At 53.9% G+C, this 14,030-nt stretch carries 16 protein-coding genes; 1 reads left to right on the top strand and 15 read right to left on the bottom strand.

Translation table 11 applies throughout. The features are described from left to right. The first annotated feature begins 24 nt into the window (after positions 1-24). On the top strand, positions 25-600 hold the full coding sequence (locus PHN51_10645; protein MDD2819234.1) for a cob(I)yrinic acid a,c-diamide adenosyltransferase: 576 nt from the start codon (positions 25-27) through the stop codon (positions 598-600). Between the two features lie 75 nt (positions 601-675). Here PHN51_10645 and PHN51_10650 read toward each other — a convergent pair whose 3' ends face one another. The 15 genes from PHN51_10650 to rpmE form a co-directional block, all read right to left on the bottom strand. Further along, a complete protein-coding gene (locus PHN51_10650) occupies positions 676-1,068 on the bottom strand; it encodes a F0F1 ATP synthase subunit epsilon (GenBank protein MDD2819235.1) in 393 nt (130 codons plus the stop codon). A 3-nt stretch (positions 1,069-1,071) separates the two neighbouring features. Further along, positions 1,072-2,517, bottom strand: coding sequence for a F0F1 ATP synthase subunit beta (atpD, locus tag PHN51_10655; GenBank protein ID MDD2819236.1), 1,446 nt, complete (start codon positions 2,515-2,517; stop codon positions 1,072-1,074). Positions 2,518-2,531: 14 nt separating this feature from the next. Continuing rightward, entirely contained in the window at positions 2,532-3,437 is a 906-nt protein-coding gene (locus PHN51_10660) for a F0F1 ATP synthase subunit gamma (GenBank protein ID MDD2819237.1), read from the bottom strand. Between the two features lie 5 nt (positions 3,438-3,442). Beyond that, a complete protein-coding gene (atpA, locus tag PHN51_10665; GenBank protein ID MDD2819238.1) occupies positions 3,443-5,068 on the bottom strand; it encodes a F0F1 ATP synthase subunit alpha in 1,626 nt (541 codons plus the stop codon). A gap of 82 nt (positions 5,069-5,150) precedes the next feature. Continuing rightward, positions 5,151-5,966, bottom strand: coding sequence for a F0F1 ATP synthase subunit delta (locus PHN51_10670; GenBank protein ID MDD2819239.1), 816 nt, complete (start codon positions 5,964-5,966; stop codon positions 5,151-5,153). Next, positions 5,966-6,526 carry a F0F1 ATP synthase subunit B gene (locus PHN51_10675; GenBank protein MDD2819240.1) on the bottom strand — a complete coding sequence of 187 codons (561 nt, stop codon included), beginning with the start codon at positions 6,524-6,526 and terminating at the stop codon, positions 5,966-5,968. The genes PHN51_10670 and PHN51_10675 overlap by 1 nt, the downstream gene beginning before the upstream one ends. Positions 6,527-6,591: 65 nt before the next feature. After that, entirely contained in the window at positions 6,592-6,798 is a 207-nt protein-coding gene (locus PHN51_10680) for an ATP synthase F0 subunit C (protein ID MDD2819241.1), read from the bottom strand. A gap of 73 nt (positions 6,799-6,871) precedes the next feature. After that, positions 6,872-7,672, bottom strand: coding sequence for a F0F1 ATP synthase subunit A (gene atpB, locus PHN51_10685; protein ID MDD2819242.1), 801 nt, complete (start codon positions 7,670-7,672; stop codon positions 6,872-6,874). 318 nt (positions 7,673-7,990) lie between these two features. Next, positions 7,991-8,425, bottom strand: coding sequence for a hypothetical protein (locus PHN51_10690; protein ID MDD2819243.1), 435 nt, complete (start codon positions 8,423-8,425; stop codon positions 7,991-7,993). Beyond that, positions 8,422-9,552, bottom strand: coding sequence for an MraY family glycosyltransferase (locus PHN51_10695; GenBank protein MDD2819244.1), 1,131 nt, complete (start codon positions 9,550-9,552; stop codon positions 8,422-8,424). Before PHN51_10695 ends, PHN51_10690 begins: the two co-directional genes overlap by 4 nt. Positions 9,553-9,559: 7 nt before the next feature. Further along, the gene (locus PHN51_10700) at positions 9,560-10,825 is read right to left on the bottom strand and encodes a serine hydroxymethyltransferase (GenBank protein ID MDD2819245.1); all 1,266 of its coding nucleotides are present in this window, start codon (positions 10,823-10,825) and stop codon (positions 9,560-9,562) included. A gap of 94 nt (positions 10,826-10,919) precedes the next feature. After that, entirely contained in the window at positions 10,920-11,555 is a 636-nt protein-coding gene (locus PHN51_10705; protein MDD2819246.1) for an L-threonylcarbamoyladenylate synthase, read from the bottom strand. A 3-nt stretch (positions 11,556-11,558) separates the two neighbouring features. Beyond that, the gene (locus PHN51_10710) at positions 11,559-12,542 is read right to left on the bottom strand and encodes a peptide chain release factor N(5)-glutamine methyltransferase (protein ID MDD2819247.1); all 984 of its coding nucleotides are present in this window, start codon (positions 12,540-12,542) and stop codon (positions 11,559-11,561) included. Then, the gene (prfA, locus tag PHN51_10715) at positions 12,539-13,615 is read right to left on the bottom strand and encodes a peptide chain release factor 1 (protein ID MDD2819248.1); all 1,077 of its coding nucleotides are present in this window, start codon (positions 13,613-13,615) and stop codon (positions 12,539-12,541) included. The genes PHN51_10710 and prfA overlap by 4 nt, the downstream gene beginning before the upstream one ends. Before the next feature lie 109 nt (positions 13,616-13,724). Then, a complete protein-coding gene (rpmE, locus tag PHN51_10720; GenBank protein ID MDD2819249.1) occupies positions 13,725-13,943 on the bottom strand; it encodes a 50S ribosomal protein L31 in 219 nt (72 codons plus the stop codon). Between the last annotated feature and the right edge of the window lie 87 nt (positions 13,944-14,030).

Consider the following 14,030-nt stretch of genomic DNA (forward strand, 5'->3'; position numbering starts at 1 on the left):
TCATCGTAGGAGTAAGGTCAGATCATGGTGAATTTGACGCGTATCTATACCCGTACCGGCGACGATGGCACCACTTCCCTGGGCGACATGAGCCGTACGGGCAAGAATGACCCGCGCCTGAAGGCTTACGCAGACGTCGATGAAGCGAACTGCGCCATCGGTGTAGTGCTGGCCATGAAGGCGCTCGGTGACGATGTCACCGCCCTGCTCGTACGCGTGCAAAATGATCTCTTCGATGTCGGCGCAGATTTGTGTACTCCAGTTGTCGACAATCCCCCACATGAACCACTTCGAGTCACCCAGGGCTACATCGATTATCTTGAGCGCGCCTGCGATGACTACAACGCAAAACTTGATCCTCTGCGCTCATTCGTGTTGCCTGGGGGAACGCCAGCGGCTGCACAACTACATGTGGCTCGCACCGTTGTGCGCCGCGCAGAGCGCACAACTTGGGCAGCCCTTGACACCTACCACGGCGGCATGAATCCACTCACTGCTACGTACTTGAATCGCCTCAGCGACCTTCTCTTTATTCTGTCTCGTTTGGCCAATAAGGATGCCGGTGGCGACGTGCTGTGGGTTCCTGGCGCTAATCGATAGGCACGCACACTCAAAACTTTAGACAAAAAGAAAGGGACCCAGAAAATCATGGGTCCCTTTCTTAATAGTTGTGTACTAGCGCGCAGCACTCACAAGACCAGCTACCGAGATCCGAGTTTCTGCACGACGAATCGCTGCTTCATCTACGTCTGTTGATGATGACTGTGCATTGGCGAGCGCGATCTTTGCTCGCTCAAGGTCGATGTCTTCGGCAAGTTCGGCAAGTTCGGCAATGATCTGCACTGAATTATTTGCCACTGAGAAGAATCCACCATGGACGGCGACCAAAAGCTTTGAACCATCACTGCGTTCAATGCGCAAAGGACCTTCGACAAGCAAGGCCAACACTGGTTCGTGGCCAGCCAGAATGCCGATTTCGCCTTCTGGTGTCTTTGCTACGAGCGACGTTGCTTCGCCACTCCATAGAGCACGCTCAGCTGAGACGACACTGACATTGAGTTCTGCCATGACTTACTTCTTTGCCAACTCAGCTGCTGCCTTCTCAACATCTTCGATGCCACCAGCCATGAAGAAGGCCTGTTCTGGGAGGTGGTCATACACACCTTCAGTAAGAGCCTTGAACGAAGAGATGGTCTCTTCAACTGGGACGAATGAACCTGGCTGGCCAGTGAAGGCTTCTGCCACGAACATGTTCTGTGAAAGGAAGCGCTGAATGCGACGAGCGCGACCAACAATGATCTTGTCTTCTTCAGAAAGTTCATCGATACCAAGGATCGCAATGATGTCTTGAAGATCCTTGTACTTCTGCAGAATTTCCTTCACACGTGCAGCCACTGCGTAGTGCTCCGCACCAACATAACGAGGATCCAAAATACGTGACGTTGAGTCAAGCGGATCCACAGCTGGGTAAATACCAAGTTCGGAAATTGGACGGCTCAACGTTGTCGTTGCGTCCAAGTGGGCGAATGTGGTTGCTGGAGCTGGGTCGGTCAAGTCGTCTGCAGGAACATAAATTGCCTGAAGGGACGTAATCGAGTGACCACGTGTTGAAGTAATGCGCTCTTGGAGCTGACCCATTTCGTCAGCGAGTGTTGGCTGGTAACCCACTGCTGAAGGCATACGGCCGAGCAGCGTTGACACTTCCGAACCTGCTTGAGTGAAGCGGAAGATGTTGTCGATGAACAACAACACGTCCTGCTTTTGAACATCGCGGAAGTATTCAGCCATGGTGAGTGCGGTCAACGCAACACGAAGACGCGTGCCAGGTGGCTCATCCATCTGACCGAAGACGAGTGCAGTCTTCTCGAGAACGCCTGACTCACTCATTTCCAAGAAAAGGTCGTTGCCTTCACGGGTACGTTCGCCGACACCTGCGAACACCGATACACCGGAGAAGTTTTCCGCTACGCGGTAAATCATTTCCTGGATAAGAACGGTCTTGCCTACACCTGCGCCGCCGAACAGACCGATCTTTCCACCCTTAACGTACGGAGTGAGCAGGTCGATGACCTTGATGCCGGTCCAGAAAACTTCGGTCTTTGATTCGAGCTGATCGAAGGCAGGTGCCTGACGATGGATACTCCAACGCTCCTTGATATCCAAGCTTGCAGCTGGAACGTCAAGTGGCACACCCAGGGTGTTCCATACGTGACCCTTGGTGACGTCGCCAACTGGAACCATGATTGGGTTGCCAGTGTCGATGACCTCGGAGCCGCGAACCACACCATCAGTTGCCTGCATCGAGATTGCTCGCACCATGTTGTCGCCGATGTGCTGGGCTACCTCAAGGGTCAACACGCGATTGTTCGCGCCGCCCTCTTCGCCCTGGTCAAAGGACACAGTGACATTGAGAGCGTTGTACAGCGCGGGCATGGCCTCGACTGGGAACTCAACGTCGACAACCGGTCCGGTAACGCGTGCAACGCGTCCCACTCCAGCGGTGGTCTGAGTAGTCATGACGATTCCTTCTCCTAGCTCGCAGCGAGCGCGTCTGCGCCGCCGACGATCTCGCTGATTTCTTGGGTAATCTCGGCCTGACGGGCCTGGTTTGCTTGACGGGTAAGTGTGCGAATGAGTTCTTCAGCATTATCTGTTGCAGACTTCATTGCGCGACGGCGAGCAGCGTGCTCAGATGCTGCCGACATGAGCAGCGCGGAATACACCGAGTGCTCAATGTAGCGAGGCAAAAGAGCGTCAAGAACGCTTTCGACATCCGGTTCGAATTCGTACAGCGGCACAGCCTCACTTGAAGACTCCACCGTAACTATTTCATCAACCACTTCGAGTGGAAGAACGCGACGAATGCGTACTTCCTGAGTTCCCATGTTGACGAAGTGGGTGTAGACAATATGAATTTCATCGACACCACCCTCCTCAACAGGAGTATTGAAGGCGTTCAGTAAATCAGCGGCAATCGCCTTGGCATCTGCGTAAGTCGGCTGATCCGTGAAACCGGTGTACTCCCCACCCATCGCTCGCTCTCGGAAGCGGTAGTACGCCACACCCTTGCGACCGACCACGTAAGGAACAGCCGTGACGTCACTTTCGCGCAAATTTGCATAGAGCGCTTCGGCGTCCCGCAAGGTGTTTGCTGAGTACGCACCAGCCATACCGCGATCAGCAGTTATCACGAGCACTGCTGCTTTAGAACGATCGGTTGGATTAGCCATCAGTGGATGCGAAGCAATATCAGCTGCGCCAGTAGCTGCGGCATTGATCGCTGACATGAGGTGTTGCAGGTACGGCAAAGAAGCGTCAAGACGCTGTTGCGCCTTCACGATGCGCGATGAAGCAATCAACTCCATAGCTTTCGTAATCTTCTTGGTCGCCTGCACGGAGCGAATGCGCCGCCGGTAGATCCTCTGTTGGGCACCCATGTGTGTTAGCCCTTAACAGTCCGAGTGACCTGTGCGTGATCGATTGCTGAATCAGCGACAGGAGCAACTGGTTCATCGTTCACGAGCAAATGCCCTGCAGTGGTAGTGAACTGCTTCTTGAATTCCTCAATCGTAGTTTCAAGAACTGCAACGGTGTCATCTGATAGATCCGTGGTGGTGCGAATCGCGTCAAAAATTGCTGGCTTTGCGCGCTCGACATAGTCAAGGAACTCAGCATCGAAACGACGGATATCTTCAACAGGGACATCATCAAGACGACCAGTAGTACCAGCCCACACAGAAACAACTTCGCGTTCCATTGATTGTGGGTCGTACTGAGGCTGCTTCAACAGTTCAACGAGGCGGGAACCACGTGCAAGTTGAGCCTTTGATGCAGCGTCAAGATCTGAACCAAAGGATGCGAAAGCTTCGAGCTCACGGAACTGAGCAAGGTCAAGACGCAAACGTCCAGCAACCTTCTTCATTGCCTTTGGCTGAGCTGAGCCACCAACGCGGGAAACCGAAATACCCACGTTGATTGCTGGTCGAACGCCAGAGTTGAAGAGGTCAGATTCCAAGAAGCACTGACCGTCGGTGATCGAAATAACGTTGGTCGGAATGTATGCCGACACATCGTTAGCCTTGGTTTCGATGATTGGTAGTCCAGTCATCGAACCTGCACCGAGCTCATCGCTGAGCTTGGCACAACGCTCAAGGAGACGTGAGTGTAAGTAGAAGACGTCGCCTGGGTACGCCTCGCGGCCTGGTGGACGACGAAGGAGCAAGGAAACAGCGCGGTAGGCCTCAGCTTGCTTTGAAAGATCGTCAAACACGATAAGGACGTTCTTACCTTGGTACATCCAGTGCTGCCCAATGGCTGAGCCAGTGTATGGAGCCAAGTACTTGAAGCCTGCTGGGTCAGAGGCTGGAGACGCCACGATCGTGGTGTATTCCAATGCGCCGTATTCTTCGAGCGCTCCCTTGACCGAAGCGATGGTTGAACCCTTTTGGCCGATTGCAACGTAGATGCAACGAACCTGCTTCTTTGGATCACCGGTCAACCAGTTTTCGCGCTGGTTCAAGATGGTGTCCAAGCACACGGCCGTCTTACCGGTCTGGCGGTCACCAATGATGAGCTGGCGCTGGCCACGCCCAATTGCGGTCATTGCGTCGATTGCCTTGATGCCGGTGAGTAGTGGTTCCTTCACTGGCTGGCGTTCCACAACTGATGGAGCCTGGACTTCAAGTGGACGGCGGCCTTCGGCAACGATTTCGCCAAGTCCATCGATTGGCTGACCGAGCGGATCAACAACGCGACCAAGGTAAGCATCGCCAACTGGCACGGAAAGCACTTCGCCCGTGCGGCGCACAGTCTGGCCTTCCTCGACCTTTGAACCATCGCCAAGCAACACCACGCCGATTTCGCGGATGTCCAGGTTCAAAGCTAGGCCAAGAAGCCCACCTTCGAATTCCAACAACTCGTTGGTCATTGCTGAGTGCAAACCTTCAACTCGAGCGATGCCGTCACCAGTCTCGATGACACGACCAACTTCTTCACGGGCGGTTTCGGGCGAGTACGCCGCGACGTTCCGCTCGATCGCATCCCGGATTTCTTCCGGCCGGATCGTCAGCTCCGTCATGGTGACCTGCTCTCTCATTCAGGCCCGTGGGTCACGGGCACGTGGTTATTCGTAGAAAAATTGCGGGTAAAACTTAAACCTTGCCCACCACAGTGCGGCGAGCTTCAGCGAGGCGTGAGGCAATCGTGCCATCAATAACTTCACCGTTGATAGTGACGAGCGCTCCCCCTAGAACTGAAGGATCAACCACCACATTGAGCTGTACTTGCTGACCAGTGAGGTCGTTCAGTGCTCGAACCATGCGATCAGTCAACTGCTCATCAAGTGGACGAGCAACACGAACCGAAGCCACCACACGTGAGGCTTGAGCAGCAGCGAGTGCCACGAGCTCATCAATTGCTTGATCGATTCGACGCCCGTCAAGGTGACTCAGGGTAAACCCGACCACTGTTTGGGTCGTTGCAGTTGACTTGCCTGCAAGCAAATCGGACACGATGCCGGCCTTGGTGTTGCCAGAAATTGCCGGGTTAGTCAGCACCGACTGCAAATCTGCAGAACCAGAAATTGCCCGACCAATGCGGAAAATCTCATCCTCAGTGGTTCCCAAGGTGCCGTTGTTCGCCGCAACCATGAAAGCCGTCTGATTAGCCAACGTACGTACCGCTTCAACTAGATCTTCAGTTGATGACCAGCGGGAGCGAGCGACGCTGGCGAGAATCTCCACCGTTGGCGCGCTCAGCTTTGAACCGAAAATTGTCTGAACAATTTCACCTCGGTTTTGGGCTGATCGGCCACTATCGCTGAGTGCCTGACGCAACGACTTTTCGCGCCCCAACAAGTCACACGCCGAGTACAACTCATCAGCGACGAGTTCGAAACCAACCGATGAACGGCGGCTTTCAAGCTCGCTGGTGAGCTGGGCTAGGGAATGGCGACTGCTGGCATACATCAGTTGCTGCCCTGCTTTTGAGCCATTGACTCAAGGTCAGCGATGAAGGACTCAACTGTTGCCCGAACACGAGCATCATCGCTGAGTGCTTCACCGACGACACGGCTAGCGATCTGTACTGCAAGTTCGCCAACCTGAGTCGTGAGTTGACCGATGACCTGAGCACGATCACGCTCAATTGCGGCTTCAGCTGCACGAGTCACTGCGAAAGCTGCTGCAGTTGCCTCGGTGCGGGCTTCTTCCACAATGCCTCGGCGATCAGCCTGAGCTTGGGTGCGGATCTCTGCTGCTTCTTCACGGGCTTCAGCAAGTGCTGCACGATAGGATTCCAGCGAAGCTTGCGCCTCTGCCTGCATGTCTTCTGCACGAGCAATGCCACCCTCAATGAGGTCAGCGCGCTCGTCGAGCACCTTCTTCAGCGCAGGAAGAACGAACTTCCAGAAGAGGACAAAGATGATGAGAAATGACAACCCACCCCAGATGAGGTCGTAGGTAGCCGGAAGCAAGATGGCACTGCCTTCTTGCGCTGCGGCTTCAGCTAGCACATTCATCTCAATCATGACCTTCTATCAAGTTCGCCTAAGCGATCGGACGTTGACATCTCTGGTGAAACCAGAGGTATCGATTAAACGAAGAGGAAGCCTGCAACCAGACCAATAAGCGCAAGTGCTTCTGTGAATGCAATACCCAAGAACATGTTGGTACGCAGGATGCTTGTTGCTTCTGGCTGACGTGCCATGCCTTCGAGGGCCTTGCCCACGAGGATACCAATGCCGATGCCTGGGCCAATCGCAGCCAAGCCGTAGCCGATGGCGTTGAGGTTGCCGTTAATACCTTCTGCAAGCAGACTCACGGTTGTTCCTTTCAATCTTCATTCAAGACGGTTATCTGAATGTCTGGGGTGTTTAGTGCTCCTCGCTCGTCGCACCGTCAATGTAGACAGCGGTCAGAAGCGTGAAGATGTAGGCCTGCAGTACCGCGACGAGGATTTCAAAGAGCGTGAATGCAAAGCCCATTGCAAAAGCAGGCAACGCAAAAATCTTCAAATATCCATCAGCGACGAGCAGGGCGCTGGTGGCGCTAAAGAAGAGCACCAGCAACAAGTGGCCAGCCATCATGTTGGCGAGCAAACGAATGGTGAGCGTCAATGGACGCAGGATGAATGTCGAGACCAACTCAATTGGGGTCACGAGGAAGTAAATAGGCCACGGGATACCTGGTGGGAAGAGGTTGGCCTTGAGGTAATGACCAAAGCCGAGCGCGCGAATGCCTTGGATGTTGAAGACCAACCAGGCAATCAGCGCAAACAGCAGTGGAATGCCGATGACGCTGGAGACACCAATGTGCAGCGTTGGGATGATTCCGGTGATGTTGAACGCAAAGAGCAACCAAAACATCGATATGAGGTAAGGCGCGTACTTGCGACCCTTTTCACCCATGACTTCATCAATGACGTTTTTGTACACCACGTCAATGGCGAGCTCACCCACGTTTTGCACACCGCGGGGAACCAACTTTGGCTTTGCAAAAGCCCATACGAAGAACAGTGCAAGAACGCCAGCCATCAACAAGCCGATGAGATTCATGCGCGTCATGGCAAACGGGGTGCCGACAAACAGCAGTTCGCCAGGGAAAAACTCGGCTACTGAGGGTGCGTGAAAACCGCTGCCCTCAGAGGAGGCCAATGGCACAACCGTTGATAACAAGAAAGCTCTCCCACGGAATTCGTAGGCACGACCTTTTAGTCGCGCCCGAACCTCAAATAAATCACCACAACTGAAGTGACAAATCCTAGAACGACACCAATAGGGAGGAAGATCCTGGTGGTGCCGATGAGGTGATCAATCCCCACGCCGATCAGGCCCCATGTTAGAGGACCACCAACGAGAGTTCCAACCAAGGACCATACAAAATCATCGCCTCGCCCTGTTACAGGCACACTCTGACTGGCACGGTCTCCCTTCACCATGGGAGAAGTTAGCACAGCGAAATTCCTATTGGTATGCACATAAACATGAGATAGATCATGCTCCCGGTTCAACATAAGGAACCCGGGTGCGGATCACGATCATTGCTTCGGTGAAGAGGTACCCAACGATTCCGATGACAAAGCAGACAAAGAAGATCGTTTTATTGAAAAAATCAGCATCGCGTAGGGCCACCATGACCGCGATCAGCAACACAATCTTTACCAGCCAGGATCCCAAGACCACTGCCCCAAAGACCTCGGTGCGGGCTCGTGCCGTGCCTAAGGCAACGGCCACCGTGATAGTGAAAAACACAGCAGGGATTGCCAATCCAAGAGCTGCGCCCCAAGCACCGGCGGCGCCATCGATGAGAAAACCAATAAAGGACACCACAGGCAGCGCCACCAGAATTCCTGTGGAAACCCACTTCAGCACACGTGTCATCGGCGTACGGAGTCCAACAAGGTTCATAGGCGCACTTGGAATAGTCACGGCACAAACCTATCTTTGATTGCAGGTACGTCTGCCTGCTCCTTGTGGACAGTCACGACGGGTCGACGAACGGCCCAAATCAGTAGGGCTAGACCAATGACGAAGCCAATTGCGGCATAGACGAACGGGATAAAAGCGACAGCAACAGCAGTTCCAGCAATCAGACCTGTCCAGGCATACATCAAGAAAGCTGCTCGAACTTGGGAATGACCCATTTCTAGGAGTCGATGATGCAGATGCTGCTTATCTGGAGAAAAGGGATTCTTGCCCGCTCTGGTGCGCCGAATCACAGCCATAACCAGATCGATCAACGGAATCGCCATCACAGCCAGCGGAATGATCAGCGGGAGCAAGGTTGGCAAGAGTGCTGGACCAGCGACAACACTTGGATCGATTTGGCCCGTCAAGGTAATCGTTGCAGCAGCGAGCAAAAGACCAAGGAGCATCGAACCGGTATCGCCCATAAAGATCCGGGCACGATAAAAATTATGTGGCAAGAACCCCACTGCCATACCAAAGAGCAGTGCTGAAACCAGGGTCGCCAATGTCGCGCGAGCAATACCTAACTCAACGGACAACAAATATGAATACGCAAAGAACGCACCTGCAGCAACCGCAACGATGCCGGCGGCTAATCCATCAAGACCGTCAACAAAGTTCACTGCGTTGATGCACACCAACACAATGATCACTGTGAGCAGCACGCTGGTCACAGGGTCAACAACAAAGGTGCCGCCAAACGGCAACCAAATTACTGAGATGCCTTGTGCTGCCATTAAACCCGCTGCCAGGACTTGACCTGCAAGTTTCACGGGAGCATCTAAGCCCCACTTGTCATCGATGATGCCCAGCAGCACGATCACGGTTGCACCGGAAATCAAAGCCATTGGTGTGTCAGCTTGGCCGAACACCGAACCCATTTTTGGCAACTTGCTCGCAAGTAATAAGCCAGTAAGCAACCCGAAGAACATTGCTAAACCGCCAAGACGTGGCGTGGGTTCAGCATGCACATCGCGATCGCGAACTGCCGCCATCACCTTGAAACGAAGCGCAATCCGCTCGACCACCGGGGTCGTTAAGTATGTGACCGCCGCAGCAGCCAGCAAACACAGCAGATATTCGCGCATCTGACCTCTAGCGCGCGTATGCCGGGAATCGACTTGTGAGTTCGCTGACGCGCTCTGCTATTGCTGGAGCCTTCGTACCGTCAACATCGCGCACGGCTTCACCAATTGCTGCAGCAATCACTGACATTTCTGGAACACCCATGCCTTGTGTGGTCACTGCTGGAGTGCCAACGCGAATCCCTGATGCAACTGCAGGTGGCTGTGGATCATAAGGAATCGCGTTTTTGTTCAACGTAATTCGAGCGGCATCGCAGCGAGCTTCTGCATCAGTGCCGTTGACACCAATTCCCTGAAGATCAATGAGTGCCAAGTGTGTATCCGTTCCACCACTGACGGGGCGCATGCCTTCAGCAGCCAAACCGGCTGCGAGTGCTTGTGCATTCGCAATAACCTGCTTTGCATACGCCTGATACTCAGGAGTTGCAGCTTCCTTGAGTGCAACGGCCTTACCAGCGACTGCATGCATGAGTGGGCCGCCCTGCATCATTGGGAACACTGCTTTGTCAATTGCCGCTGCATGCTCAGCCTTGCAAAGGATCATGCCGCCGCGTGGTCCGCGCATCACCTTGTGAGTGGTGAAACTCACGACGTCTGCGTACGGGACCGGGCTAGGAATTGCCTTGCCGGCAACCAAACCAATGAAGTGAGCCGCATCAACCATCATGATTGCGCCGACTTCATCACAGATTGATCGGAAGGCTTCGAAATCAATCAAACGTGGGTACGCGGTTGCGCCACAGATAATCATCTTCGGCTTGTGCTGAATCGCAAGTGCACGCACTTCATCGTAGTCAATGAGTTCAGTGTCTTGACGAACACCGTACGAAACGATGTTGAACCACTTGCCTGAGAAGTTCACCTTCGAACCATGGGTGAGGTGACCGCCGTGCGGAAGGCTCATCGCCATCACGGTGTCACCTGGCTTAGTGAATGCGCCATATACGGCGATGTTTGCGCTTGCGCCACTGTGCGGCTGCAAGTTGGCATGCTCAGCGCCGAAGAGCTCCTTCGCGCGAGCAATGCCGATGTTTTCTGCAATGTCGACTTCAGCACAGCCACCGTAGTAACGCTTGCCTGGATAACCCTCTGCGTATTTGTTGCTCAAAATTGAGCCAAGCGCTGCGAGCACTGCAGGTGAGGTGAAGTTCTCCGAGGCAATGAGCTGAAGACCACCACGCACTCGTTCAAGCTCTGCCAGCAATACGTTGGCGATTTCGGGATCTTCCTGCGCAAGCGCATCGAAGTCTGGTCCCCAGAACGGCGTGGTGCTCATAACACTCCTTGTGATGGTGAAAGCCTCAGTCTACGCGGATTCACTGCAACGAGCTTCGAGGAACATCCCCGCACACCCATCTAAATGCCAGGCGCTAGGCCAGATCTGGGAGCAATTCGCGCACTTGTGTGATCGATAACGCACCCTCACGCACAACCTTTGGAGTCACACCTGTCACATCAATCACAGTGCTGGTGAAAACTGACTCTGGCAATACGCCAACATCAAGTGCGACTACGGCGCATTCACCCAGCTGGGCCACCGCGTGATCCAGGCTTTTTGGCGCTGCTTCGCCGACAGAATTGGCCGCCGTAACGATCAAGGGGCCAGTGCGTTCAAGTACCGCCAAGGTCAATGGATGAAGCGGCATCCGAACAGCAACAGGTAGCTCATGAGGTAGATCCCACGCTAATGACGGCTGACTTGGCAGCAACAAAGTCATGGGCCCGGGCCAAAAGGCTTGCATCAATGACTGCACGGTGGCAGTGACTCCTGTGGCAATACCTTGGACTGTTTGTGCACTTGGCACCATCAATGGCAAAGGTGAACCAGGTGCTTGACCTTTTGCTGCACGTATTGCAGCCACTCCCCTACGCGAGAACGGATCTGTCGCAACCGCGTATACCGATTCAGTTGGCAAGAAAACCAAATCACCGCGCTTAATTGCACTGACTGCTGTAGCAATAGCGCGATCGCGCGCAGCACCTGCATCACACGACAAGGTCAACATGCGTTAGACCCGACGGGCAATCGTGAATCTTGGTAAACCATTGAGGTCAATGCGATCAGAAACATCCTTGTACACAGGAGCTCCAGCTGAAATATTGGTAAGCGATGCGATTTCAAAATCTGAGGTGTAAGCCTTGGTAATGCCTGGTACTCCACGCATTCCGGCATCATTTCCTTGAACGTCAGCATGTTCGATAACCAATAATCCACCAGGCGCTAACAGAATTGCTGCAGTGCGCAGAACTCCACGCACCACATTAAGACCGTCTTCTCCACCGTAGAGGGCCATCTTTGGTTCATGATCACGCACTTCGACTTCGCGCGGAATCATTGCGTCTGGAATATACGGCGGATTGCTCACCACAACGGCGACCTGACCTGCAAGACGCGCGAGAGCACGGCCGGCATCAGCAACGTGTTCTGCGTCATCATGAATGACCTCAACCCGAGATCCCGCAGCACTCAAAAGGTCTTCATGCGCTTTCACATTGCGCTGGGTCCAACTGATGGCGTCGTCAGAAAACTCAACGGCATGGATTCGAGAGTTCTCAACTTCAAGCCCAAGTGAAATTGCTATGGCGCCACTACCCGCGCACAAATCAACACCAATACGCGATCCAACTGGTTGCTCGCGAAGCTCCCGAATCGCAGCTTCTGCTACCAGTTCGGTTTCCGGGCGAGGAATGAACACTCCCGGACCAACTTCAAGGTCAATGCGACGAAATCCAGTGGATCCCAATAGGTGCTGCAACGGAACGCGAGATAGGCGCTGGGTGAGCAACTGCTCAACATGAACTCGCTGTTCATCCGTGATGTCGTCTTGCAGAATTAAACGATTGCGCGGAATGCCAAGCGCATGGGAAACAATCCAAGCTGCATCAGCTGCAGGTGATGGAATTCCAACGGCATTCAACCGACGTTCAGCGTCAAACAACATATCTCGCACGGTGGAGCGTCCACCTTGAGTGCGTTCAATGTCTACGCTCACGCTGCTCCCCCGGAGGAAAGCTTTGCTGCGTTGTCGGCGTCAATGCACGCTTGGATTACCGCATCAATGTCGCCGTCAAGGATCTGATCAAGGTTATGTGACTTGAACCCAACACGGTGATCATTCAAACGATTTTCAGGAAAATTGTAGGTTCGAATTCGCTCACTGCGATCCACCGTACGAACCTGCGAACGACGCGCATCTGAGGCATCTTTCGCAGCTGCTTCCTCAGCCGCTGCAAGTAATCGCGCTCGCAAAATGCGCATTGCTGATTCCTTGTTCTGCAACTGACTCTTTTCGTTCTGACATGACACCACCACACCAGTGGGAAGGTGAGTAATACGCACGGCGCTGTCTGTTGTGTTCACACTCTGACCACCAGGACCAGAGGAGCGATACACGTCAATACGCAAATCATTTTGGTCAATTTCAACCTCAACGTCTTCAGCTTCTGGGAGTACAAGAACACCTGCTGCAGAAGTGTGAATTCGACCTTGGGATTCAGTTGCTGGAACGCGTTGAACGCGGTGCACTCCACCTTCAAATTTTAAGCGCGCAAATGGCGCCTCACCAGGCTCTGGCACTCCTCGCGTTTTCACAGCAATAGCAACGTCTTTATAACCACCAAGGTCAGATTCAACAGCCTCAATCACCTGAGTTGCCCAGCCGCGACGTTCTGCATAGCGCAGGTACATGCGAGCAAGGTCTCCAGCAAAGAGAGCTGATTCCTCTCCACCTTCACCTGATTTGATTTCCAAGATGACGTCTTTATCGTCCATTGGGTCACGCGGAAGCAGCAAGGTGGTCAGATGCTCGGCAGCAGCTGTTTCGGCAGCAATGAGATCAGGAAGTTCAGCAGCAAAGGCTTCGTCTTCTGATGCAAGTTCGCGAGCCGCCACGACATCGTCAGTTACTGCCAGCCATTGCTTATAAGAAGACACCACTGGGCCAAGTTCGGCGTAACGACGCCCAAGTTTGCGTGCCAGCGTCTGATCACTGTGCACGGCAGGATCAGCTAACTGCTGCTCGAGGTCTGCGTATTCGCTGACTAACTCGGCACACGATTCAAACACGGCGCATCCTTCCGATCAGGTCAAACATGAAACCGGGCGCCGGTCTGGGGTCGACCGCGCGACGGGGGAGACACGCGGCCGACCCCAGGCCGGCGCCCAGGGTCAAAAACTAGTTAGCTTCTTCTTTTTTGCCGAAGCGCTTTTCGAAGCGAGCCACACGGCCGCCAGTGTCAAGAATCTTTTGCTTACCGGTGTAGAACGGATGGCAGGCTGAGCACACGTCAGCGTGAATTGAACCGTTCTTCGCGGTGCTACGAGTTACGAAGGTCTCACCGCAGGTGCAGGTGACGGTGGTTTCGATGTACTCGGGATGAATGCCAGTCTTCACGAACTTCTCCTTGGTATGTCCCGGGTCGGCTTCCCACGATGGCGGGGCCGTGAACCGGATCGTTGTTAATTATGCCACTGGCCCCCC

The sequence above is a fragment of the Candidatus Nanopelagicales bacterium genome (genome assembly GCA_028687755.1).
Lineage (GTDB): Bacteria > Actinomycetota > Actinomycetes > S36-B12 > S36-B12 > UBA11398.

Bases quoted from the DNA above. Each gene is read 5' to 3' on its own strand.
- PHN51_10645 (MDD2819234.1), top strand. From the start codon at position 25: ATGGTGAATTTGACGCGTATCTATACCCGTACCGGCGACGATGGCACC.
- PHN51_10695 (MDD2819244.1), bottom strand. From the start codon at position 9,552: ATGCGCGAATATCTGCTGTGTTTGCTGGCTGCTGCGGCGGTCACATAC.
- PHN51_10700 (MDD2819245.1), bottom strand. From the start codon at position 10,825: ATGAGCACCACGCCGTTCTGGGGACCAGACTTCGATGCGCTTGCGCAG.
- PHN51_10650 (MDD2819235.1), bottom strand. From the start codon at position 1,068: ATGGCAGAACTCAATGTCAGTGTCGTCTCAGCTGAGCGTGCTCTATGG.
- PHN51_10675 (MDD2819240.1), bottom strand. From the start codon at position 6,526: ATGATTGAGATGAATGTGCTAGCTGAAGCCGCAGCGCAAGAAGGCAGT.
- PHN51_10705 (MDD2819246.1), bottom strand. From the start codon at position 11,555: ATGTTGACCTTGTCGTGTGATGCAGGTGCTGCGCGCGATCGCGCTATT.
- PHN51_10660 (MDD2819237.1), bottom strand. From the start codon at position 3,437: ATGGGTGCCCAACAGAGGATCTACCGGCGGCGCATTCGCTCCGTGCAG.
- atpD (MDD2819236.1), bottom strand. From the start codon at position 2,517: ATGACTACTCAGACCACCGCTGGAGTGGGACGCGTTGCACGCGTTACC.
- PHN51_10670 (MDD2819239.1), bottom strand. From the start codon at position 5,966: ATGTATGCCAGCAGTCGCCATTCCCTAGCCCAGCTCACCAGCGAGCTT.